Origin of the sequence: Xanthomonas sp. D-99, assembly GCF_017746145.1 — a bacterium.
Taxonomy (GTDB): Bacteria; Pseudomonadota; Gammaproteobacteria; order Xanthomonadales; family Xanthomonadaceae; genus Xanthomonas; species Xanthomonas cissicola.
Genome location: NZ_JAGHWU010000023.1, coordinates 14,331 through 37,046 on the forward strand (window position 1 = coordinate 14,331; position 22,716 = coordinate 37,046).

16 protein-coding genes, 6 tRNA genes and 1 pseudogene are annotated in these 22,716 nt (G+C 64.0%); 9 read left to right on the forward strand and 14 right to left on the reverse strand.

Annotated features, from left to right (window positions below):
* Window positions 1-47: 47 nt before the first annotated feature.
* From J7360_RS10875 to J7360_RS10905, 7 genes are all read right to left on the reverse strand, one after another.
* Window positions 48-122: transfer RNA gene (locus J7360_RS10875), tRNA-Val, on the reverse strand.
* 11 nt (window positions 123-133) lie between these two features.
* Window positions 134-406, reverse strand: a complete 273-nt coding sequence (locus J7360_RS10880; RefSeq protein ID WP_002806049.1) for an HU family DNA-binding protein — start codon at window positions 404-406, stop codon at window positions 134-136.
* A gap of 213 nt (window positions 407-619) precedes the next feature.
* Window positions 620-3,091 (reverse strand): endopeptidase La, encoded by a 2,472-nt coding sequence (gene lon, locus J7360_RS10885; protein WP_022558443.1) that lies wholly within the window; start codon window positions 3,089-3,091, stop codon window positions 620-622.
* A 144-nt stretch (window positions 3,092-3,235) separates the two neighbouring features.
* Window positions 3,236-4,522: an ATP-dependent Clp protease ATP-binding subunit ClpX gene (gene clpX / locus J7360_RS10890; RefSeq protein ID WP_003483788.1), complete on the reverse strand. Its 1,287-nt coding sequence runs from the start codon at window positions 4,520-4,522 to the stop codon at window positions 3,236-3,238.
* 125 nt (window positions 4,523-4,647) lie between these two features.
* On the reverse strand, window positions 4,648-5,274 hold the full coding sequence (gene clpP, locus J7360_RS10895; RefSeq protein ID WP_002806026.1) for an ATP-dependent Clp endopeptidase proteolytic subunit ClpP: 627 nt from the start codon (window positions 5,272-5,274) through the stop codon (window positions 4,648-4,650).
* A 92-nt stretch (window positions 5,275-5,366) separates the two neighbouring features.
* Window positions 5,367-6,659 (reverse strand): trigger factor, encoded by a 1,293-nt coding sequence (gene tig / locus J7360_RS10900; RefSeq protein WP_007968966.1) that lies wholly within the window; start codon window positions 6,657-6,659, stop codon window positions 5,367-5,369.
* 201 nt (window positions 6,660-6,860) lie between these two features.
* Window positions 6,861-6,945: transfer RNA gene (locus J7360_RS10905), tRNA-Leu, on the reverse strand.
* A 242-nt stretch (window positions 6,946-7,187) separates the two neighbouring features.
* Here J7360_RS10905 and J7360_RS10910 point away from each other — a divergent pair.
* Window positions 7,188-8,456 carry a PAS domain-containing sensor histidine kinase gene (locus tag J7360_RS10910; protein WP_209033847.1) on the forward strand — a complete coding sequence of 423 codons (1,269 nt, stop codon included), beginning with the start codon at window positions 7,188-7,190 and terminating at the stop codon, window positions 8,454-8,456.
* A gap of 425 nt (window positions 8,457-8,881) precedes the next feature.
* Here the strand turns inward: J7360_RS10910 and J7360_RS10915 are convergent.
* From J7360_RS10915 to J7360_RS10930, 4 genes are all read right to left on the reverse strand, one after another.
* Window positions 8,882-8,957: transfer RNA gene (locus J7360_RS10915), tRNA-Lys, on the reverse strand.
* 93 nt (window positions 8,958-9,050) lie between these two features.
* A tRNA-His gene (locus J7360_RS10920) sits at window positions 9,051-9,127 on the reverse strand.
* Between the two features lie 32 nt (window positions 9,128-9,159).
* Window positions 9,160-9,236: transfer RNA gene (locus J7360_RS10925), tRNA-Arg, on the reverse strand.
* Between the two features lie 42 nt (window positions 9,237-9,278).
* Window positions 9,279-9,355: transfer RNA gene (locus J7360_RS10930), tRNA-Pro, on the reverse strand.
* A 150-nt stretch (window positions 9,356-9,505) separates the two neighbouring features.
* On the opposite strand from J7360_RS10930, the gene J7360_RS10935 reads away from it, so the two are divergent.
* Window positions 9,506-10,267 (forward strand): Bax inhibitor-1/YccA family protein, encoded by a 762-nt coding sequence (locus J7360_RS10935; RefSeq protein WP_209033849.1) that lies wholly within the window; start codon window positions 9,506-9,508, stop codon window positions 10,265-10,267.
* A gap of 144 nt (window positions 10,268-10,411) precedes the next feature.
* Here the strand turns inward: J7360_RS10935 and J7360_RS10940 are convergent, their stop codons facing one another.
* From J7360_RS10940 to grxC, 3 genes are all read right to left on the reverse strand, one after another.
* Window positions 10,412-11,419 (reverse strand): isocitrate dehydrogenase, encoded by a 1,008-nt coding sequence (locus tag J7360_RS10940; protein WP_003483762.1) that lies wholly within the window; start codon window positions 11,417-11,419, stop codon window positions 10,412-10,414.
* Window positions 11,420-11,645: 226 nt separating this feature from the next.
* Complete coding sequence (locus tag J7360_RS10945; RefSeq protein ID WP_007968963.1) at window positions 11,646-12,041, reverse strand: carboxymuconolactone decarboxylase family protein; 396 nt, start codon at window positions 12,039-12,041, stop codon at window positions 11,646-11,648.
* Window positions 12,038-12,346: a glutaredoxin 3 gene (grxC, locus tag J7360_RS10950; RefSeq protein ID WP_033481211.1), complete on the reverse strand. Its 309-nt coding sequence runs from the start codon at window positions 12,344-12,346 to the stop codon at window positions 12,038-12,040. The genes J7360_RS10945 and grxC overlap by 4 nt, the downstream gene beginning before the upstream one ends.
* Window positions 12,347-12,435: 89 nt before the next feature.
* Here grxC and J7360_RS10955 point away from each other — a divergent pair, with 89 nt between their 5' ends.
* From J7360_RS10955 to J7360_RS10985, 7 genes and pseudogenes are all read left to right on the forward strand, one after another.
* Window positions 12,436-14,142, forward strand: coding sequence for a M48 family metalloprotease (locus J7360_RS10955; protein WP_209033851.1), 1,707 nt, complete (start codon window positions 12,436-12,438; stop codon window positions 14,140-14,142).
* A gap of 182 nt (window positions 14,143-14,324) precedes the next feature.
* Window positions 14,325-15,014, forward strand: a complete 690-nt coding sequence (gene phoB / locus J7360_RS10960; protein ID WP_003483753.1) for a phosphate regulon transcriptional regulator PhoB — start codon at window positions 14,325-14,327, stop codon at window positions 15,012-15,014.
* A gap of 72 nt (window positions 15,015-15,086) precedes the next feature.
* Window positions 15,087-16,415: a phosphate regulon sensor histidine kinase PhoR gene (phoR, locus tag J7360_RS10965; RefSeq protein WP_005915906.1), complete on the forward strand. Its 1,329-nt coding sequence runs from the start codon at window positions 15,087-15,089 to the stop codon at window positions 16,413-16,415.
* Window positions 16,416-16,527: 112 nt separating this feature from the next.
* The gene (gene ppk1 / locus J7360_RS10970; protein WP_017158111.1) at window positions 16,528-18,630 is read left to right on the forward strand and encodes a polyphosphate kinase 1; all 2,103 of its coding nucleotides are present in this window, start codon (window positions 16,528-16,530) and stop codon (window positions 18,628-18,630) included.
* Window positions 18,631-18,808: 178 nt separating this feature from the next.
* Complete coding sequence (gene ppx, locus J7360_RS10975; RefSeq protein ID WP_176215005.1) at window positions 18,809-20,329, forward strand: exopolyphosphatase; 1,521 nt, start codon at window positions 18,809-18,811, stop codon at window positions 20,327-20,329.
* A gap of 218 nt (window positions 20,330-20,547) precedes the next feature.
* Window positions 20,548-21,683: pseudogene (locus J7360_RS10980) on the forward strand (glycosyltransferase family 1 protein).
* On the forward strand, window positions 21,664-22,206 hold the full coding sequence (locus tag J7360_RS10985; RefSeq protein WP_209033853.1) for a phosphatase PAP2 family protein: 543 nt from the start codon (window positions 21,664-21,666) through the stop codon (window positions 22,204-22,206). Before J7360_RS10980 ends, J7360_RS10985 begins: the two are co-directional and overlap by 20 nt.
* Window positions 22,207-22,716 lie beyond the last annotated feature (510 nt).

The following is a 22,716-nucleotide window of genomic DNA, read 5'->3' on the forward strand; positions in this document are numbered from 1 at the left end:
CCAGCTGAACTACCGCTCCGCGCTTGAAACGTTTGCCTGGTGCTTAATGGTGGGTGCTGAGGGTTTCGAACCCCCGACCCTCTCCGTGTAAGGGAGACGCTCTACCGCTGAGCTAAGCACCCCAGCGAGTCGATTAGTTTACTGCATCCTTCAGGGCTTTACCAGCCTTGAATGCAGGATTCTTCGAAGCAGCGATCTTGATGCTGTCGCCGGTCTTCGGATTGCGGCCGGTGCGCTCAGCGCGCTCGCGGACCTGGAAGGTACCGAAGCCAACGAGGGTAACGGCGTCGCCCTTCTTCAGTGCCTTGGTGATTTCGCTCACAACCGCGTCAACAGCACGGCCAGCTTCAGCCTTGGAGATGTCAGCGGCAGCGGCAACGCCATCGATCAATTCGGTTTTATTCATTCTTGAAACTCCCTTTGCGGCAGATGCCGCGGAATCGACAATCGGCGCTCTTGCCGTAAGCGAAGAACCCGACACAAGTGGTATCGCATGACGCATCACATTTGCCGCGCCCACGAGTCGTGCATTTATACCAGCGCCCCCAACAGCACGCAAGCCAAAACCCAATAACGACGCGGGTTTTGGCTTGTTTTGACGAGGCTCAGACAGCCCTCGTTAGTGCTTGACGCGGGTACCGGGTGTGCTACGCGACTTGCCGCGCACGGTCACGCGCGAGGCCGCCTTGCGGGCCTTTTCCTTGCCGGCCTTCTTCGGCGCGAGCGGACGTTCCAACGCCAGATCGAGCACCTCGTCGATCCACTTCACCGGCACGATCTTCAGATCGCGGGTCACGTTTGGCGGGATGTCGGCCAGATCCTTGCGATTCTCGTCGGGGATCAGCACGGTGCGGATGCCGCCGCGCAGGGCCGCCAGCAACTTCTCCTTCAAGCCACCGATTGCCGATACCCGCCCGCGCAGGGTGATCTCGCCGGTCATGGCCACATCGGCGCGGATCGGCACCCGGGTCAGTATCGACACCAGCGAGGTCACCATCGCGATACCTGCGCTTGGGCCGTCCTTGGGCGTGGCGCCGTCGGGCACATGCACATGCACGTCCTGCTTTTGCAGGAAATCCACATCGATGCCAAGTCGCTCAGCGCGCGAACGCACCACCGACAATGCAGCCGATGCCGATTCCTTCATGACATTGCCGAGCTGGCCGGTGAGGATCAGGTTGCCCTTGCCCGGCACCAACGTGGACTCGACCTGCAACAGCTCACCACCGACTTCGGTCCATGCCAGACCCGTGACCAGACCGATCTCGTTTTCTTCTTCGGCACGGCCGAAGTCGAAGCGACGTACGCCCAGATACTTGTCCAGATTCTTGGCGTTGACGGTGACCAGCGCCTTCGGCTTTCCCTTCTTGGCGACCGCCTTCTTGGCCGCCGGCTGCGGACCTGCGAGCGCGATTTCCTTGACCACCTTGCGGCAGATCTTGGCCACCTCGCGTTCGAGATTACGCACACCCGACTCACGTGTGTAATACCGCACGATGTCCTGGATCGCATCGCTGGCGATCTCGATCTCCTCCGGCTTCAAGCCGTTGGCCTTGATCTGCTTGGGCACCAGATAGCGCGTGGCGATGTTGAGCTTCTCATCCTCGGTATAGCCGGGGATGCGGATCACTTCCATGCGGTCCAGCAACGGGCCCGGGATATTGAGCGAGTTGGAGGTGGCGACGAACATCACCTCCGACAGGTCCAGATCGACTTCCAGATAGTGGTCGTTGAACGAATTGTTCTGCTCCGGATCGAGCACTTCAAGCAATGCCGACGACGGGTCGCCACGAAAGTCCATCGACATCTTGTCGATTTCGTCCAGCAGAAACAGCGGGTTCTTGCTGCCGACCTTGTTGAGGTTCTGCACCAGGCGGCCCGGCATCGAACCGACATAGGTCCGGCGGTGGCCACGGATTTCGGCCTCGTCGCGAATGCCGCCCAGGCTCATGCGCACGAACTTGCGGTTGGTCGCCTTGGCGATCGACTGCCCGAGCGAGGTCTTGCCCACGCCCGGCGGTCCGACCAGGCACAGGATCGGCCCCTTCATCTGCTTCACGCGCGACTGCACCGCCAAGTACTCAAGGATGCGCTCCTTGACCTTGTCCAGACCGTAGTGATCGGCGTCCAGCGTATCTTCGGCAACCTTGAGGTCCTTGCGCACTTTGGTGCGCTTTTTCCACGGAACGCCCAGCAGCCAGTCCAGGTAATTGCGCACCACGGCCGCCTCGGCGGACATCGGCGACATCTGCTTGAGTTTGTTGAGCTCGGCCTTGGCCTTGGTCTCGACCGGCTTGGGCATGCCCGCCTCGGCGATCTTGCGCGCCAGTTCTTCCAGCTCGCCCGGCGCATCGTCCAGGTCGCCCAGCTCCTTCTGGATCGCCTTCATCTGCTCGTTGAGGTAGTACTCGCGCTGGCTTTTTTCCATCTGCGACTTCACGCGGCCGCGGATGCGCTTTTCCAGCTGCTGTACGTCGATTTCTCCATCGACCAGGCCGACCAGCAATTCCAGCCGCTCGCCGATGTCGGTGATCTCCAGCAGGCGCTGCTTGTCGGCCAGACGCACACCGATGTGGGCGGCGATGGTGTCCGCCAGGCGGCCCGGCTCATCGATGCCGGCCAAGGTCTGCAGCAGTTCCGGCGGCAGCTTGCGGTTGGTCTTGACGTACTGTTCGAATAGCGACATCAGCGAACGCGCAATCGCTTCCACCTCGCGCGGCTCACGCGCGTCGCTGGCTTCGATTTCGGTGCCCTGCCCCTGCAATGCGCCGTCCTGCTCGATAACCTTGTCGACGGTGACCCGTGACAGACCCTCGACCAGCACCTTGATGGTGCCGTCGGGGAGCTTGAGCAACTGCAGCACCTGCGCCAGGGTACCGACGGTATACAGATCGCCGGCAGCCGGGTCGTCGGTCTCGGCCGACTTCTGCGCGACCAGCAGGATGCGCTTGTCCGCCTCCATCGCCTTTTCCAGCGCACGCATCGACTTGTCGCGGCCGACGAACAGCGGGATCACCATGTGCGGGAACACCACCACGTCGCGCAGCGGCAACACTGGCAGATCGAGAATTTCTGGTTGGGACTGGGCCATGGGGCACTCCGCAGGAATGGGGGTTTTTGGGGCAGTAAAAAGCCGATGGCCCCGTTATGGGGCCATCGGCGAGGTGTTGCAAGTAGCGTTCGGAAAGCGGTTATCCGCCAGCGAGGCCGAGGCCCGGCGGGGCGGCCAACGGACTCAGTCTCCGGATGCAGCCTTGGCGGGCGCCGGTTGCGCCTGGTAGATCAAATACGGCTCGGACTTGTGCTCGATCACCGACTCGTCCACCACGACCTTGCTGACGTTTTCCTGCGACGGCAGCTCGTACATCGTGTCCAGCAGCACCGATTCGACGATGGTGCGCAGGCCACGCGCGCCCGTCTTGCGCTTGAGCGCCTTCTTGGCGATCGCAGACAGGGCGTCGGGGCGGAACTCCAGCTCCACGCCTTCCATGTCGAACAGCTTCTTGAACTGCTTGGTGATGGCGTTCTTGGGCTCGGTCAGGATCTTGATCAACGCAGGCTCGTCCAGCTCTTCGAGCGTGGCGACCACCGGCAGACGGCCGACGAACTCGGGAATCAGGCCGAACTTGATCAGATCTTCCGGCTCGACTTCGGCCAGGATCTTGCCCACTTCCTGCTTGCGCTCGCTGCTCTTGACCTTGGCGCCGAAGCCGATGCCACCAGCGTCGTTGGAACGCTGCTGGATCACCTTGTCCAGGCCGGCGAACGCGCCGCCGCAGATGAACAGGATGTTCTTGGTGTCGACCTGCAGGAACTCCTGCTGCGGGTGCTTGCGCCCCCCCTGCGGCGGCACCGAGGCAACCGTGCCTTCGATCAGCTTGAGCAGCGCCTGCTGCACGCCTTCACCGGACACATCGCGGGTGATCGACGGGTTCTCGCTCTTGCGCGAGATCTTGTCGATTTCGTCGATATAGACGATGCCCTGCTGCGCCTTTTCGACGTCGTAGTCGCACTTCTGCAGCAGCTTCTGGATGATGTTTTCCACATCCTCGCCGACATAGCCGGCTTCGGTGAGCGTGGTGGCGTCGGCGATCGTGAACGGCACATTGAGCAGGCGCGCCAGCGTTTCGGCCAGCAGTGTCTTGCCCGAACCGGTCGGGCCGACCAGCAGGATGTTGGATTTCGCCAGCTCCACATCATCGTTCTTGCTGCGGCTCTCGATACGCTTGTAGTGGTTGTACACCGCTACTGCGAGCGTACGCTTGGCGCGCAACTGCCCGATCACGTATTGATCCAGTACCTCGAGAATCTCGCGCGGCTTGGGCAGGCTGGAACGTGCCGACTGCGCCTTCTCTTCGAGTTCCTCGCGGATGATGTCGTTGCACAGCTCAACGCACTCATCGCAGATGAATACGCTGGGACCGGCAATCAGCTTACGGACTTCATGCTGACTCTTACCGCAGAACGAGCAGTAGAGAATCTTGTTGCTGTCGCCGGAACGACCTTGGCGGTCTTCGCTCATGCTTCTGTTACCCAGTTACCCCACCCGATGCACGGGGGTTCGATTTCGAGAATAGCACAGGGTCGGGAGGACATTCGCCCCGCCCGACCCTGCCGGTTTTTCCTGCAATTTCAATGACTTGAGAATCAAGACGGCTGGATCGACTCTTCCGGACGACGTTCGAGCACCTGATCCACCAGGCCGTAGGCCTGCGCATCGACTGCACTCTTGAAGTTGTCGCGCTCGGTGTCGCGCGCGATGGTCTCCAGCGATTGGCCGGTATGCTTGGCCAAGATTTCGTTCAAGCGCGAACGCAGGGTCAGGATCTCGCGCGCGTGGATATCGATATCGGTCGCCTGGCCCTGGAAGCCACCCAGCGGCTGATGGATCATCACACGCGAATTCGGCAGCGCGTAACGCTTGCCTGCCGCACCCGAGGCCAGCAGCAGCGCGCCCATCGAGGCGGCCTGGCCGACGCAGATGGTGCTGACATCCGGCTTGATGTATTGCATGGTGTCGTAGATCGCCATGCCGGCGGTGACCACGCCACCGGGCGAATTGATGTAGATGCTGATGTCCTTTTCCGGGTTATCCGCTTCCAGGAACAGCAGCTGGGCCACGATCACGTTGGCCATATGGTCGTCGATCGGACCGACCAGGAAGATCAGACGCTCCTTCAGCAGACGCGAGTAGATGTCGTACGCACGCTCGCCACGGCTGGTCTGCTCGACCACCATGGGCACCAGGTTCAGGGCTTTGGTCACAATGCTCATCAGTCTTCCCGTTGTGGCAGCGGCCTGTGCCGCTGCCCGTGTTCGACATCCGCACCCCTGACTGCGGGTGCGGTTCTTCTCTTACTGCCGGATCAGACGCGGATGGCGTCCTGGAACGACAGCGACTGCTCGGTGTGCTGGGCGCGCTCGGCGATCCAGTCGATCACCTGCTCTTCCATCACGCGGCTCTGCAGCCCGTTCATCAGTTGGGGGTCGTTGCGGTACATCTCAATGACCTGTTCCGGCTCTTCGTAGGTCGAAGCGATCAGACGCAGCGTTTCGCTGACGCGCTTGGATTCCAGGCGCAATTCGTTGCGGCGCGCCACTTCGCCCACCAGCAGACCGACCAGCACGCGCTTGGCGGCGGCATCCATGAATCCCTGGTGCGCGTCGGCCGGCACCTGACCCGGATCGCGACCGCTGCGGCGGACCTGCTCGACCTGCTGGGCCAACATCGAACGCGCTTCGTTCTCGACCAGGCGCGGCGGCATTTCGACATGCGCGTAGGCGGCGATCAGCTGCTCGCCCACTTCGCGGCGCAGGCGGTTCATCAGCGCACCCTTGAGCTCGCGCTCCAGGTTGGTGCGGATATCGGCGCGGAACTGCTCGGCATCGCCACTCTTCACGCCGAAGCTCTTGATGAAGTCCTTATCCACTGCCGGCAACACCGGCTCGGAGACTTCGACCGCCTTGACGTGCACCTGCACGGTCTTGCCCGCCAGCTGCGGCACACGCCATTCGGCGGGGAAATCGACGGTCAGGGTCTTTTCTTCACCCTTGGTCAGGCCCTCCAGGCCCTTTTCGATCTGGTCGAACATCACGCCCGAACCCAGCACGCTGCTGCCGGTCTCCACGCCTTCGGCGGGCAGCCGCTCGTCGCCGGCCTGCGACCAGGTCTCCAGCGCCACCAGGTCGCCGACCTGCGCACCGCGCTCGACCGGATTCCAGGTGCGGCGCTGCAGGCGCAGGTTTTCGATCATCTGATCGATGTCGGCATCGGTCACTTCAGCGGTCGCGCGCACCACCGACAGCTTGGTCACGTCGATGTCGCCGAAATCGGGCACCACTTCGAAGGTGGCGACGAAGTCGAAATCGGTCTCGCCCTGATCGATACGCGGGTTGCCGGCCAGGCGCAGCGAGTGCTCGCGCACGGCCGAATCGAAGGTCTCACGCAGCAGGCCTTCCATCGCCTCGGCACGCACCTGCTGACCGAAGCGCTGCTCGATCACCTTGGTCGGCACCTTGCCGGGACGGAAGCCCTTGATGCGCGTGGTCCGCGCAAGCTCGCGCAGGCGGCCACCGACGTGCGTCTCCAGGCGCTCCTGCGGCAGGGTGAAGGTCAGGCGGCGTTCCAGATTGCCGGTGGATTCGATCGATGCTTGCATGTTGACTCCTGCCACCGACAGCGCACAGCGTCGGCACGAGATGGAAGATGCGGGTTGACGGATGGCGAGAATGCCGCCGAGCCTTGTAGTTTCGCCGATAACGGCGGCCGCTGCCAGCGGCATGCGCGCAGCGGCCTCACGGACAGAAACGACCGGTTTACAGGAAGTGCAGCGGCCGGAACCCACACGGCCGCGCTGCATTGGTGCGAAAGGGGGGACTCGAACCCCCACGCCTTGCGGCGTCAGAACCTAAATCTGGTGCGTCTACCAATTCCGCCACTTTCGCAATGCCGTAGAGGCCCGGCTATTGTTGCAGGGATGCCCGTAAAGAAAAAGCGCTGAGAAACCCGGAGCGTGTGATTACGCGGTGGGCACAGTGATGGCCTCACGTGGGGACGTGAGGCGCTGCCCAACAAGGGAGCGCAGTGTCCGCCTGAATCCAGACAAAGCCCGTATTGTCCACCGGTACCTCGCAGCAGCAGGATTTGCGAAAATTCCGTTAATTTCAGCCCAAGGGCAACAGTCGCGATGAGAGACCGATATCGCCAGATCGTGGCACTGTCGCGCGATTGCATTAAAGAGATCGATCTGGACGGTCGGATCACGTCGGTCAATCTCAATGGGCTGGTCGGACTTGGCGCCAGTTCTGCGGATCAGATTCTTGCACGCCCCTGGCGCGAACTGTGGCCGCCCGAAGCGGCAGCCATGGTGGATGCAGCCATGGCCGCGGCGGCGAAAGGCGCAACCCGGGAATTTGAGGCCAGCTGCGTGAACCTGGCCGGCGTGCGCCAGACCTGGCAGGTCGTCACCAGCCCATTGTTCGACGGGCAAGGCAAGGTCGAAGCCATCTTGGCGGTGAGCAAGAATGTCTCCGATCGCCGCGCGCTGGAAGCAGCCTTTCACACCCTGGACAGCACCCTGACGGCAGAACGCGCGTTTTCCACCAGCGCCCTGATGCTGGCGCGCGCACGCGAAACCTCGCTGTCGACCGAGCTGCACAGCCTGCGCGATTCGCACGAGCGCATCGAAGGCGACCTGGACATCGCGCGCGCCGCACAGAACGCCGCCGAGAAGATCGCCGAGCAGGCGCAGAAAGGCGAAGCGGTAGGACAACTGCTGGCCGGCGTGGTCCACGATTTGAACAACGTGCTGCAGGCCGCCACATCGGCGATCAATCTGGTCGTGCAGCGCACGCAGATCGACGCCCACGACGCCAAGCTGCTCAGCGTTGCGGACGCGGCGCTTCAACACGGCTCGGTGATGGCGCGGCGCCTGGTCGGTTTCTCGCGCCAGTACCCCTATAGCCCCGAAGCGGTGGATCTGGCCGAACTGGCGGAACAGCTCAGCCCGTTACTGCAACAGGTGGTTGGCGCAGAACTGCGGCTACAGCTGCGGACCGCGGAGGGCGGATGTTGCGCGATGGTCGACCGTCACACCGTGGAGCGCGCCATCTTGAACCTGGTGATCAATGCGCGCGATGCCTGCGCCAGCGGCGACTGCATCAGTGTGGAAACCGGGGAAACCTCCGTCACCGAAGAGCAGGCGCAACTGGCCAAACCGTCCGGGCACTACATGACCATCGCCGTCGCCGACACCGGGCACGGCATGGACAGCGTGGTGCAGGCGCGTTTGTTCGAGGCCTACTTCACCACCAAGCACGCTAGCAAGGGCACCGGCCTGGGATTGGCGCAGGTCTATAGCGCAGTGCGTCAGGCCGGCGGTTTTGTAGAAGTCTTCTCGGCGCCAGGCCAGGGCGCGCGCTTCGTGCTGGCATTTCCGCGGGTGCAGCAAAGCTAGACGCCTGCATTGCTGGCCTTATACGGAGGCGCTGGTGACATGGCTGCTTGCTGCAATTGCTTGCAGATCGCAGAGCACGTCGCGCCACCCGCTCACCACAGGCAATGACGTAGCGCCGCAGTGGCGCACGGCGATACTTCCGGCATCGCTGCCGATCCGACCGGGATTCGATCGCTGACGCCGGCTGCGGCAAGCGCACCCCAGCCAGGCATTCGATGATGGCATCGCCCAAAGGCTTTGAAGAGCCATTGGTATCCAAATCAGACGTTGGCGATGCCGGCGCTATTGCAAAGCTGCGGCAGCGCCGTCGCGACGCCAACCTGTCGCTGGCCTTAATTCGTTTACAGCAGGCCCAACGAGCGCGTGCGCCTGTTTTCAGGCCTGTAAAAAGAAAAGCACCTAGGCAATGCCTAAGTGCTTTTATTTGGTGGGCCGTCAAGGATTCGAACCTTGGACCTATTGATTAAGAGTCAACTGCTCTACCAACTGAGCTAACGGCCCTGAAACTGGTCGCACATTGTATGTGCATTTTTGCTTCGTTGCAACACCCTGTGACACATCGGGTCAAACATTCCTGCAATTTCTCGTCATCAGTGGGGTGGCTGAGGGGACTCGAACCCCCGACATCTGGAATCACAATCCAGTACTCTAACCAGCTGAGCTACAGCCACCACTGAAAACCTGCTTCCTACCGTACCGCCGATGGCGCGCCCGACAGGACTCGAACCTGTAACCGCCGGCTTAGAAGGCCGGTGCTCTATCCGGTTGAGCTACGGGCGCCCGGACCGAACTTCGCATTCCCACGCCGTCGAAAGCTCGGAATGGTCGGGGTAGAGGGATTCGAACCCCCGACATCCTGCTCCCAAAGCAGGCGCGCTACCAGACTGCGCTATACCCCGGCGGGACCTTTCAATCCCGAAGGCTCGAAAGGTCGGCTATTTTGGGAACGATTGGCCTCGCTGTCAATCACCCTGTGTAACTTGAACGATCAGCTATCCTCGCAACAACGTTCGCCAGTAGGGTGAGCACTATTTTCATGGAGAACACACATGCGTAGCGGTAACCCTGCCCTTCGGGAATCCACATTCCTCGACTCCGGCTCCGGCTCGGTCGTCACCCACGACGGTCAGGCGATGACCCTCAACGGCACGGTCAACAAGACCGGCGTGTTGTTGCTGATGGCGGTGATCACGGCCGCCTTCGCCTGGTCGCAATCGATCGGCGCCGATGGCATGCCACTGCCCGTCGCACGTATCTACATGATCGCCGGCGCGATCGGCGGCCTGGTGTTCGCACTGGCCACCAGCTTCAAGCAGACCTGGGCACCGATTACGGCGCCGCTGTACGCACTGATCGAAGGCTTCTTCCTCGGCTCGATCTCGGCGGTGTACGAAGCACGCTTCAACGGCATCGTGTTTCAGGCCGTGCTGCTGACCTTCGGCACCCTGTTCGCGCTGCTGTTCGCGTATCGCAGCGGCATGATCAAGGCCACCGAGAACTTCAAGTTGGGTGTGGTCGCAGCCACCGGGGGCATCGCACTGGTGTATCTGGCGACGATCGTGCTGGGCTTGTTCGGTGTGCGCATCCCTTTCATCCACGACTCGGGCCTGATCGGCATTGGTTTCAGCCTGTTCGTGGTGGTGGTGGCGGCATTGAACCTGGTGCTGGACTTCGACTTCATCGAGAGCGGCGTCGAGCACGGAGCGCCCAAGCACATGGAGTGGTACGGCGCATTCGGCCTGATGGTGACGCTGGTGTGGCTGTACATCGAGTTCCTGCGCCTGCTGTCGAAGCTGCAGTCGCGCAATTGAGCCGGGATTCGGGAATCGGGATTGGGGAATCGCAACGGCGGCTCCCTTCGCTTGAACGCGTAACATTGGCGTCGAGTGACCCGTTTCCAACAAAAAGAAAGGGCGCCTAGGCGCCCTTTCTTTTTGTGCAATTTGCCAGTGCGCTCAGAGGCGGCTGGCGATGGCCTTGGCGAAGCCCATGGTGTTGCCGGTGCCGCCCAGGTCGGGGGTCAGCGAATCCTTGGCTTCCAGGGTGGCGACGATGGCTTCGCGCAGGCGCTCGGCATTCTGCGGCTGACCGATGTGGTCCAGCATCTGCGCCGCGCCCAGCAGCAGCGCGCACGGGTTGGCCTTGCCCTGCCCTGCGATATCTGGCGCCGAGCCGTGCACGGCTTCGAAGATCGCCGCGTCCAGACCGATGTTGGCGCCCGGAGCCAGGCCCAGGCCGCCGACCAGACCGGCGCACAGGTCGGAGATGATGTCGCCGAACAGGTTGGTGGTCACGATGATGTCGAATTGCTCGGGACGCATCACCAGTTGCATGCAGGTGTTGTCGACGATCATTTCCTGGAATTCGATTTCCGGATACTGCGCGGCCACATCGCGTGCCACTTTCAGGAACAGGCCCGAAGTCGACTTGATGATGTTGGCCTTGTGCACGGCGGTGACCTTTTTGCGGCCGGTGCTCTTGGCCAGCTCGAAGGCGTAGCGCACGATGCGCTCGGAGCCCTTGCGGGTGATCCGGGTGCCGGAGAACGCGGTCTCGCCATCTTCGGACACCGTCTGGCCTTCGCTCAGATACGCACCTTCGGTGTTTTCGCGGACCGTGATCAGGTCCACGCCGTCGGCGAAACGCGACTTGGTGTTCGGGAACGACTTGGCCGGACGCACGTTGGCGTACAGGTCGAACTTGCGACGCATGGCGACGTTGATCGAACTGAAACCCTCGCCGACCGGCGTGGTCAGCGGGCTTTTCAGCGCCACCTTGTTCTTGGTGATCGACGCCAGAGTGGACTCGGGCAGCAGATCGCCGTGCTTTTCCAGCGCAACCAGGCCGGCGTCGGCGTATTCGTAGGTCAGGCCAGCCTGCAGCGCGTCGAGCACGAACAGCGTGGCATCCATGATCTCCGGGCCGATGCCGTCGCCGCGGATGACCGTGATTGTCTGCGTCATAACGTTGGGTTTCCGAACTTGAAGGGGGGAGCGCCAGCCGCAATACCCGGCAAAGCGGCGCAAGGAGGTTTCACGGGCAATTATGCCCGATGCCGGTGAAGGCGCCCAAACCGACCTTGGTCTAAGAGTGCAGGCGCCCGAACGCAACGCGCCGCCTCGGTGGGCGGCGCGTGCGTTACTCGCGTTGACGAACCCCGATCCCCACGTGCGTGCCGCAGCGACACGCTCAGTCGTGCGCGTGCTGGGCCGGCGCCTGCGCACCGCCTTCGAGCTGGTCCAGAAAATCCACCGCGCGGCGCAGATGCGGAATGACAATGGAGCCGCCGACCACCAGACCGACCGAGAAAGTCTCGAAGAACTCTTCCCGGCTCACGCCGGCTTCCTTGCACTGGGCCACGTGATAGCTGATGCAGTCGTCGCAGCGCAGCACCATCGAGGCGACCAGGCCGAGCAGTTCCTTGGTCTTCACGTCCAGCGCGCCGGCCTGGTAGGTCTGCGTGTCCAGCGCGAAGAACCGCCGCACCACCTGGTTCGGCTCGGCCAGGATGCGCTGGTTCATGCGCTGGCGGAATTGCGTGAACTCGCGCAGGCGATCGGCGCTGCCGTCGTCGGAACCACTCATGCCTGGCCGCCCGCGCTGCCGGCCAGCAGCGGCTCGAGCTTGCCGGCACGATGCATGGCCATCATGTCGTCGTAGCCGCCCACATGGACGTCGCCGACGAAGATCTGCGGCACGCTGGTGCGCTTGGCCAGGGCGATCATCTTGTCGCGCTCGGCCGGGTCCAGGTCGATCCGCACCTCGGTCCAGGTCTTGCCCTTGCTCTTGAGGAAGTTCTTGGCCGCCACGCAATACGGACAGATGGCGGAGGAATACAGGGTGATCTGCGGGCCGGAGGCCGCGTCCTGATCGGTATGGTCTTGGCTCACGGGAAACTCCGTGGTTGGTGTGAGGTCTGACACATGGTACCGGGCGACTGGAATTTCCACGTCGTCACCGCAACACTGTGGGTTAACCGATGATTCACGCCTCTGCGCCGGGCTGCCCGCATGCTCCGCGCACCACCTGGGAGTTCCACTTGCGCCTGCTACCGCTCGCCACTGCCCTCACGCTGGCCGTTGCCATCGGTGTGGCACCTGCGCAGGAAAGCCGCCTTCCCGACATCGGTTCGTCGGCCGGCGAGTTGCTGCCCCCCGCCCGCCAGGCCGAATACGGCCGGATGATGCTGGCCGAGCTGCGCAATTACGACTACGTGCTGGACGATCCGCTGATTACCGATTGGCTGCAGACCATGGGCACACGGCTGGGCGCCAACAGCGACCAACCGCAGCAACCGTTTACGTTTTTCATGCTGCGCGACCGCCAGATCAATGCATTCGCCACGCTGGGCGGCTACATCGCCGTCAACGCCGGGCTGGTGTTGACCGCCGAGCGCGAGGACGAAGTGGCGGCGGTGCTGTCGCACGAAATCGCCCACGTCACCCAGCAGCACGTGCTGCGTGGAGTGGAGCGTGCGCAACGTGACCAGATTCCGATCCTGCTCGGCATGCTGGCGGCGGTGGTGGCAGCGCAGCAGGCCGGGGGCAACTCCAAGGGCGACGCCACCATGGCCACCATCACCAGCGCGATGGGGCTGATGCAGCAGCGGCAGATCGACTACACCCGCTCCAACGAATCCGAAGCCGACCGGCTGGGCATCCGCACCTTGGCCCGCAGCGGGTACGACGTGGATGCGATGGCCGGCTTCTTCGAGCGCATGTCGGTGGCGATGCGCGCCAACGAGGGTGGCTACAGCGCGCCGGATTTCCTGCAGACCCACCCGGTGACCGTCACCCGCATCAGCGAAGCCAAGTCGCGTGCCGAACAGATGAAGAAGAACACCGTGGTGCTGACGACCTCGGTGCCGGGCGGGACGCGCCAGGAGCGCGTAGACCCGGCCGACCCATCGCTGTCGGAGCCGCTCAGCCGCAATGGCAACGCGCTGCTCCCTTACGCGCTGCGGTTGCCGGTGGATGCGCTCAGCCGCGGCGCCGACCAGCAGGGTTTCGATTGGGCCAAGGAACGCCTGCGCGTGCTCAGCGCAGCCACGCCGGATGCGGCCATTCGCGAGTACGAAAACCTGCGTCGCAGCGCAAAACAAGGTTTGAGCGATCCGCAGCGCTATGGCCTGGCGCTGGCGCGGCTGCGCAACAGCGGCGGGCGGCCGGGCGAGCCGGTGGCCGAGCTGAGCAGCCTGCTCGAGGCACATCCGGACAATTTATGGCTGGCGCTGGGCCTGAGCGAGGCGCAGGCGCGCGTAGGTCCGCGAGAAGCGGCCAATGCCCGCTTCGATGCGCTGCTCAAGCAATTGCCGAACAACCGCGCGGTCGCGCTGACCTATGCCACTGCGCTCAACGAGCAGGCCAGCAAGGAGTCCGGCCAGCGCGCGCGCCAGGTGCTGGAGCCGTTGTTGCACCGGAGCAGCGACGACCCGTTGCTGCAACAAAGCTACGCCCGTGCTTGCGAGCTGTCCGGCGACCCATTACGCGCCAGCGAAGCATATGCGGAGGCGGCGTTCTTGAACGGTCGCGCCGAACAGGCACTGATCCAGCTGGAAGCACTGAAAAAGAAAGATCTCGACTATGTGACACGGGCGCGCGTGGACGCGCGCATCGCCGCGATCACCCCGACCGTGCTGGAGCTGCGTCGCCAGGGCATCCGCGACCCGGATTTGTCCACGCGCTGATCGCCGACGCATTGCCGGCTGTTCACGGCAGCAGGGTGTCGGACGGCCGCCTGCCGTTAACGAAACTGCCCAGTCCGCTTCACGGGTCGTTGCCGCCGCGCAGGCGCCGCCGACGATGTCACATTAGAGTCACAAAACCGTAGTCTACTGGCGATCAACCAAAGCCAGACGGTAAGCCCCGCGTGCAGAAACGCATTCTGATCGTCGATGACGAACCCGCGATCCGCGACATGGTGGCGTTCGCGCTGCGCAAAGGCGAGTTCGAGCCCATCCATGCCGGCGATGCCCGCGAGGCGCAAACCGCCATTGCCGACCGCGTGCCGGACCTGATCCTGCTGGACTGGATGTTGCCGGGCACCAGCGGACTGGATCTGGCAAGGCGCTGGCGCAAGGAGCAGCTGACCCGCGAGATTCCGATCATCATGCTCACCGCGCGCGGCGAAGAGAACGACCGCGTCGGCGGCCTGGAAGCCGGCGTCGACGATTACGTGGTCAAGCCGTTCTCGGCACGCGAGCTGCTGGCGCGCATCCGCGCGGTGATGCGGCGCACCCGCGAAGACGACGAAGACGGTAGCGTGGCGGTAGGCAAGCTGCGCATCGACGGCGCCGCGCACCGGGTGTTCGCTGGCGATGCACCGGTGCCGATCGGCCCGACCGAATATCGGCTGCTGCACTTTTTCATGACACACCCCGAGCGCGTGTATACGCGCACCCAGCTGCTGGACCATGTCTGGGGCGGTAGCGTGTATGTGGAAGAGCGCACCATCGACGTGCATATCCGCCGCCTGCGCAAGACGCTGGAACCGTTCGGGCTGGAAAACATGGTGCAGACCGTGCGTGGCTCCGGCTATCGTTTTTCTTCGGCGACCTGACGTGCCGCAAAGCCACCCGGCCACAGTCCGGCCGGGTGGCTGCCCACCTGACGCTTTGTGGTAACGCCTTCCATGCCTCAACACATCCGTTCCGCCTGGCTCAAGACGCTCGGCACCCTCGCGCTGTTGTTGGGCGCTGCCGTCGTCGCCGGCGTGCTGATCGGGCATGTGTGGATGGCGCTGACGCTCACCGCCCTGGGCGTGCTGGCCTGGCATTACTGGCGGCTGCGCCAGGTGTTGCGGCGGCTGACCGCACGCCAGCGCGCCGAACCGGCGGCCGGGATCGGCGCCTGGAACGAACTGGACCGGCTGCTGTATCGCAGCCAGGCCGAAATGCGCGCGCGCAAGCGGCGCCTGATCGAAATGTTGCGCACCTACCGCGCTGCAGCGCAGGCGCTGCCCGATGCGGTGGTGGTCGTGGATCGCAACAGCCAGCGCGTGCAGTGGTTCAACAAGGCGGCCGGCGGCTTGCTCGGCCTGCACCATCCCGGCGACATGGGCGTGTCGATCGTGGAGCGGCTGCAGCCGTTACCGCTGGCGCACTGGCTGGCGGCCGGGCGCAACGCCGAGCCGATGCTGGATGCCGCCTCGCCGGCAGACCCGGATCTGCGCCTGAACCTGCGCCTGATCCCCTACTCCGACGACTACTGGCTGCTGGTAGCGCGCGATGTCAGCAAGCTGCTGCGGCTGGAACAGGTGCGCCGCGATTTCGTGGCCAACGTCTCGCATGAACTGCGTACCCCGCTGACGGTGGTGCACGGGTATCTGGACATGCTCGACCCGGAAGACTTCCCCGATTCGGGCCCGATGCTGGCGGAAATGCGCAAGCAATCGCAACGCATGGCGCAGCTGGTCGAAGACCTGCTGACGCTGTCGCGGCTGGAATCGCAGGAAGAACTCGGCGAAGAACACGTGGCGATGGCGCCCATGCTGTCGACCTTGCGCCGCGAGGCCGAGGCGCACAGCCAGGGCCGCCACACCGTGGAGGTGATCGACGAGGCCGGCGTGGACCTGCTCGGCTCCAACAAGGAGCTGCACAGTGCGTTTTCCAATCTGGTCACCAATGCGGTGCGCTACACGCCCGGCGGCGGCACGGTGACGATCCGTTTCGTGCGCGAAGGCGACGGTGCGGCGCTGGCCGTGCGCGACACCGGCTATGGCATCCCCGCCTCGCACCTGCCGCGCATCACCGAACGCTTCTACCGGGTGTCCAGCAGCCGCTCGCGCGAGAGCGGCGGCACCGGGCTGGGACTGTCGATCGTCAAGCACATCCTGGGGCTGCACCAGGCGCGCCTGGATATCGAAAGCGAAGTGGGACGCGGCAGCGAATTCTCGTGTCATTTCGTACCTGCGCGCGTCGTGCAGCGCGAGCAATCGGTGCCGCTGTCACGCTCGGCGTGATATGTAGTCAGTGCGCGCCGCAGCGCGCTGCGATGGACGCGTCTGCCACGCGCCGCATTGCCTGCGTTGCGCGCCCCAGGCAATTACACAACCCGTCTTGACGATCGATTCCATGGGCCACGCCAAAGAACTGCACGACATCACACCCGGCGACGACGTCGCCACCGATCCGTTGCGTGATCCGGCGCTGTACATCAACCGCGAGCTGTCGCAACTGGACTTCAACTTCCGGGTGCTGGCGCAGGCGCTCGACGAGCAGGTGCCATTGCTGGAACGGCTGCGCTTCCTGTGCATCTCGTGCACCAACCTGGACGAGTTCTTCGAAATCCGCGCAGCTACCGTGCGGCACGCACAGGAGTTCGGGCTGCCGCCGGCGCCGGACGGGCTGAGCCCGACCGCCATCCTCAACGCGGTGCACGATCGCGCCGCCAAATTGGTCGAGCAGCAGTACCACGCGTGGAACGAGGTGCTGCGGCCGGCGATGGAAGACGCAGGCGTTGCCGTGCTCAGCCGTTCGGCATGGACCGCGCGCCAGAAACGTTGGCTGCGTGCGTATTTCCGCAACGAGATCATGCCGGTGCTGTCGCCGCTGGGCCTGGACCCGGCGCACCCGTTCCCGAAGATCCTCAACAAGACCTTGAACATCGTGGTGGTGCTGGAAGGCCAGGATGCGTTCGGGCGCGCCGGGCATCTGGCCATCGTGCGCGCACCGCGTTCGCTGCCCCGCATCATCCAGCTGCCGGCAAGCCTGTCGCCGGAGGGCACGCAGAGCTTCGTGTTCCTGTCCTCGGTGTTGTCCGAATTCGTCGACGAGCTGTTCCCGGGCATGCAGGTGATGGGCTCGTATCAGTTCCGCGTCACCCGCAATTCCGAACTGGTGGTGGACGAGGAAGAAGTCGAGAACCTGGCGCTGGCCCTGCGCGATGAACTGGTCACGCGCGGCTACCGGCCAGCGGTGCGACTGGAGATCGCGCACGACTGCCCGGCACCGATCCTGCGCACCTTGTTGCAGAATTTCGGCCTGAACGAGAACGCGGTCTACCGCATCGCCGGGCCGGTCAACCTGAGCCGCGTCACGCAGGTCTACGACCTGGTACAGCGCCCCGAACTCAAGTACCCCTCGTTCAATCCGCGCACCTTGCGCGACAGCGAGGGCATCTTCGAGATCGTCAAGAAAGGCGATGTGTTGCTGCATCACCCCTTCGATGCGTTTACCGCGGTGCTGGACGTCATCCGCCAGGCCGCGGTCGACCCGAACGTGCTGGCGATCAAGCAGACGCTGTACCGCACCGGCAAGGATTCATTGATTGTCGATGCGCTGATTCTGGCCGCGCGCAACGGCAAGGACGTCACCGTGGTGGTGGAGTTGCGTGCGCGCTTCGATGAAGAAGCCAACCTGGGCCTAGCCGACAAACTGCAGGAAGCCGGCGTGCAGGTGGTCTACGGCGTGGTCGGCTTCAAGACCCACGCCAAGATGCTGCTGATCGTGCGCCGCGAGGGCCGCAAGCTCAAACGCTACGTGCACCTGGGCACCGGCAATTACCACAGCGGCACCGCGCGCCTGTATACCGACATCAGCCTGATCACCGCCGATGCCGAGATCGGCAACGACGTGCACATGCTGTTCCAGCAGTTGTCCGGGCTTGCGCCGCGCATGAAGCTGGACCAGTTGCTGCAGTCGCCGTTTACGCTGCATGCCGGCGTGTTGAAGCGGATCGATCGCGAGACACGGCTGGCCCGCAAGGGTCGCCCGGGCCGCATCATCGCCAAGATGAACGCCCTCAACGAACCGCAGGTGGTGCGTGCGTTGTACACGGCGTCGCAGGCCGGGGTGCAGATCGATCTGATCGTGCGCGGGGCCTGCACGCTGCGCCCTGGGGTGCCAGGGGTGTCCGACAACATCCGCGTACGTTCGATCGTGGGCCGCTTTCTGGAACATAGCCGCGTGTACTGGTTCGGCAACGACGGGGCCGCCGAGTTGTACTGCGCCAGTGCCGACTGGTTGGAACGCAATCTGCTGCGGCGGGTGGAGACCTGCTTCCCGATCCTGGAACCGGACCTGGCCAAACGCGTCTACCGTGAGGTGCTGCAGAACTATCTGGACGACAACGTCAGCGCGTGGGAGCTGGACGCCGAGGGCGTGTACCACAAGCGCACGCCTGCCCCGGGCGAGCCGGCGCATTCGGCGCAGATGACCTTGCTCGAGCGGATCTGAGCGCTCATTGCCGCACGCCAGGTGGCAAGCCGCTTGCGCAGGCATGCGGCATGCCCATTACGGCGACTGACCGTCCGCTTCCAGCGCTTGGCAATACCGATCGCGTGCGCGGTCGGCTGGGCGCACGCACGGCCTCTCACGTGGCCAACAGCCCATCGGCTACCATGCGGCCATGCCAATGCCCTCCCCCACGATTCCGCCCATGCGCGATGGCGATTTTCTTGCCGCCATCGACCTAGGCTCCAACAGTTTCCACATGGTCATTGCGCGCTACCTGATGGGTCAGCTGCGCGTCGTCGATCGCCTGCGCGAGACCGTGCGCATGGCCGATGGCCTGGATGGCAAAGGTGGGCTCTCCAACGAAGCGCGCCAACGCGCACTGGAATGCCTGGCGCGTTTCGGCCAGCGCATTCGCGACGTGCCTTCGCTGCGCGTGCGTGCGCTGGCGACCAACACGGTGCGTCAGCTGCGTTCGCCGCAAGCGTTTTTGATGCCGGCCGAAACGGCTCTGGGCCATGCGATCGAAGTGGTCAGCGGGCGCGAGGAAGCACGCCTGATCTATCTGGGCGTGGCGCATGCGCAACCGCCCAAGCCCGACCAACGCCGGCTGGTGATCGACATCGGAGGCGGCTCGACCGAGTTCATCATCGGCCGCGGGTTTCAGACGCTGGAACGCGAGAGTCTGCAGGCCGGATGCATTGCCAGCACGCGGCGGTTTTTCCCCGGCGGCAAATTGTCCAAGAAGAAATGGAAGGACGCGCTCACCGAGATCGGCGCCGAGTTCCAGCAGTTCGCCGGCCAGTACAAGGCGCTGGGCTGGCATGAGGCGATCGGCTCGTCCGGCACGCACAAGGCCATCGGCGAAATGTGCGCGGCGATGAAGCTGACCAAGGGCGCGATCACTGCGCAGGCGCTGCCGGCGCTGCGCGAAGAGTTGCTCAAGGCCAAGCGTATCGAAGACATCCAGCTGCCCGGCCTGGCGGCCGAACGGCGGCCGATCATCGCCGGCGGCATCCTGGTGCTGGAAGCGGCGTTCCAGGCGCTGGGGTTGGAGAAACTGATGGTCAGCAAGGCGGCGATGCGCGAAGGCATCCTGTACGACATGCTTGGCCGCGGCGGCGAAAACGACCCGCGCGACAGTTCGGTGACCTCGCTGATGCAGCGTTACGGCATCGACGAAGTACAGGCGCAGCGCGTGGAAGCGACCGCCTGCCGCCTGTTCGACCAGGTCTGCGAATCCTGGCAACTGGATGGCGACGATGCGCAGGTGCTGCGCCGCGCCGCGCGCCTGCACGAGCTGGGGCTGATCATCGCGCATAGCCAGTACCACGTGCACGGCAGCTACATCCTGGAGCATTCGGATATCGCGGGTTTTTCGCGACAGGAACAGCAGGTGCTGGCCTCGCTGGTACGCACGCACCGGCGCAATGTGCCCAAGACCGCTTTCGATGCATTGCCCGACCGCCTGTTGCTGCCGACCCGGCGCAAGGCCGCACTGCTGCGACTGGCGGTATTGCTGCACCGCGCACACGAGGCGGACCCGATTCCGACCCTGGAACTCACCGCCGACGACACCCGGCTATCGCTGATCCTGTCGCAAAGCTGGATCGACTCGCGCCCGCTGCTGCGCGCCGACCTGATCGGCGAAGTCGAAGGCATGGCCGGGCTGGGAATTGCGTTCAAACCGTTTGTGACCTGAGGCCTGCGGCCTCAGGCGGGATTGGGGATTGGGGATTGGGGATTCGCTTACAGCCAGAGCACTATCGTCGTGGAATGCGTGCCGAGAAGATGAATTCCGCTGTTGCGAATATCCAATCCCGATTCCCGAATCCCGTCACAGCTGTCATCGCCACGTCTTATCGGCGCAACATCAATGCCATCGCACTCCCGGAAGCTAGTCAAAACGGGAGAACGGGCATGCGCTACGCGATCGTTACCGAAACCTCCCCCCCCGAGGTCAACGGTGTTGCGTTGACCGTGCATGGTCTGGAAACCGGTCTGCGTGCGCGTGGACACCAGGTAGATGTGGTGCGGCCACGCCAGAGCGCCGATACCGCGCCGACCGATGCGCTGCTGGTGCGTGGCGCCTCGTTGCCGCGCTACCCGGGATTGAAATTCGGCCTGCCGGCGACGCAACGCCTCGTCCGTCATTGGCGCAGCACGCAACCGGACGCGATCTATGTGGCCACGGAAGGCCCCCTGGGCTGGTCGGCAATGCGCGCGGCCCGCCGGCTCGGCATTCCGGTCGCCGCCGGCTTCCACACCCGCTTCGACGAATACCTGCCCGACTACGGTGCCGCCTGGCTGCAGGGCACCGCGCTGCGCTGGATGCGGCGCTTCCACAACCAGGCCGATGCCACCCTGGTGCCCACGCGCGAGTTGCAGCAGTTCCTGCGCGACGATGGCTTCGAGCGCGTGCAATTGCTGGCGCGCGCGGTGGATAGCCAGCAATTCGATCCGAGCCGTCGCGATGTCGCATTGCGCGCCGATTGGGGCATCGAAGGCGAAGCTTTGCCGCCATCTATGTGGGGCGTATTGCAAGCGAAAAGAATCTGCCGCTGGCTGTACGCGCCTTTCGCAAATTGCAGCAGATCCGCCCGAAGGCGCGTTTCGTCTGGGTGGGCGATGGCCCGGCGCGCGAGAAGCTTGCGCACGACAATCCGGACTTCATTTTCTGCGGTGTCCAGCGTAGCGATGCATTGGCGCGTCACTTCGCCAGCGGCGATCTGTTCCTATTTCCCAGCCGCAGCGAAACCTTCGGCAATGTGACGCTGGAAGCAATGGCCAGCGGCGTGGCGACGGTCGCTTTCGACTACGGCGCGGCCCGCGAATATCTGCGCAACGGCCATACCGGCGCGGCGGTGGACACCGACGAGGCCTTTATCCAGGCCGCCGACGCGCTGACCGAAGACGACGCACTGCGCCGGCGCATGGGCACGGCGGCGGCGCAGGCGATGAAGAAATTGCATCCGGACAATGTGGTCTCCGATTTCGAAGCCTTGTTGCTGGGAATCAGTGCTGCACGGGGGCGTTATGTCGTCAACGCGGCTTGAGGTCTTGCGCGGTCACGAAGCGCGCTGGTGCCGACGCGCCAATCTGTGGTGCCGACGCAACCCGGTACGGCGTGTCTTCGCCACCATCAGCCGGCTGGGCGACGGCGTGTTCTGGTACGCCTTGATGGGGTTGCTGGTAGTGCTCGACGGCATGGACGGTGTGCGTGCATCGGCGCACATGGCCGCCACCGGCGTGCTTGCATTGACGTTGTACAAGGCGCTCAAACGCTGGACACGGCGTCCGCGCCCGTATGCGGCGGACGTGCGGATTCGCGCATGGATGGCGCCGCTGGACGAGTTCAGTTTCCCCTCCGGCCATACCTTGAACGCGGTGTCCTTCAGCATCGTGGCGCTGGCCTACTACCCCTGGCAGGCCCCCTTGCTGGTGCCGTTTTCGGCCGGCGTGGCGCTCTCGCGGGTGGTGCTGGGGCTGCATTATCCCAGCGACGTGCTGGCCGCCACGCTGATCGGCGTGCTGCTGGCGAGCCTGTCGCTATGGGGCTTGCCGGTGGTGCTGGGATGAGCGCTGGGGGTTGCGTGATGGCGGCTCGCTGACAGGTAAGCGTAACGGCAAACGGACAGCGACCAAGACGCTGCCCAGTCAGCAGCAAGACCTCTTCGCTTCATCCTTCTCCCTTCGGGACATTGGCCATCTTTGTGGGGGAGAAGGGGCCGCGCAGGGGCCGATGAGGGTACCGTCGAAGCCTCATGCACTCGCCGTCGATGGGCGTTTCGTAAAAGTCGAAAAGAACCCAGCGCAGCAATTGCGACTTCAGCGCGTGGCTTCGCCCCGTACCCTCACCCCCACCCCTGTTCCGCAGGGAGAGGGGATCTTGCACTGACGCTTCGCGGGGATCTTGCGCTGACGGTACGCGGTGGACTGACGGAAGGGTGCCCACCCGCGCGCATGTGCCACGGCACGTGCGACCCGCAGGATGTCTGACTGGCGATCGCCAGCCTGCGGTGTCGTTGCGAGTTGGCCCACCAATCGCCGCGGAGCTGCAATGCTTCTGCGATTCCCGATTCCCGATTC

Bases quoted from the DNA above. Each gene is read 5' to 3' on its own strand.
- J7360_RS10880 (WP_002806049.1), bottom strand. From the start codon at position 406: ATGAATAAAACCGAATTGATCGATGGCGTTGCCGCTGCCGCTGACATC.
- lon (WP_022558443.1), bottom strand. From the start codon at position 3,091: ATGGCCCAGTCCCAACCAGAAATTCTCGATCTGCCAGTGTTGCCGCTG.
- clpX (WP_003483788.1), bottom strand. From the start codon at position 4,522: ATGAGCGAAGACCGCCAAGGTCGTTCCGGCGACAGCAACAAGATTCTC.
- clpP (WP_002806026.1), bottom strand. From the start codon at position 5,274: ATGAGCATTGTGACCAAAGCCCTGAACCTGGTGCCCATGGTGGTCGAG.
- tig (WP_007968966.1), bottom strand. From the start codon at position 6,659: ATGCAAGCATCGATCGAATCCACCGGCAATCTGGAACGCCGCCTGACC.
- J7360_RS10910 (WP_209033847.1), top strand. From the start codon at position 7,188: ATGAGAGACCGATATCGCCAGATCGTGGCACTGTCGCGCGATTGCATT.
- J7360_RS10935 (WP_209033849.1), top strand. From the start codon at position 9,506: ATGCGTAGCGGTAACCCTGCCCTTCGGGAATCCACATTCCTCGACTCC.
- J7360_RS10940 (WP_003483762.1), bottom strand. From the start codon at position 11,419: ATGACGCAGACAATCACGGTCATCCGCGGCGACGGCATCGGCCCGGAG.
- J7360_RS10945 (WP_007968963.1), bottom strand. From the start codon at position 12,041: ATGAGTGGTTCCGACGACGGCAGCGCCGATCGCCTGCGCGAGTTCACG.
- J7360_RS10955 (WP_209033851.1), top strand. From the start codon at position 12,436: ATGATTCACGCCTCTGCGCCGGGCTGCCCGCATGCTCCGCGCACCACC.
- phoR (WP_005915906.1), top strand. From the start codon at position 15,087: ATGCCTCAACACATCCGTTCCGCCTGGCTCAAGACGCTCGGCACCCTC.
- ppk1 (WP_017158111.1), top strand. From the start codon at position 16,528: ATGGGCCACGCCAAAGAACTGCACGACATCACACCCGGCGACGACGTC.
- ppx (WP_176215005.1), top strand. From the start codon at position 18,809: ATGCCCTCCCCCACGATTCCGCCCATGCGCGATGGCGATTTTCTTGCC.
- J7360_RS10985 (WP_209033853.1), top strand. From the start codon at position 21,664: ATGTCGTCAACGCGGCTTGAGGTCTTGCGCGGTCACGAAGCGCGCTGG.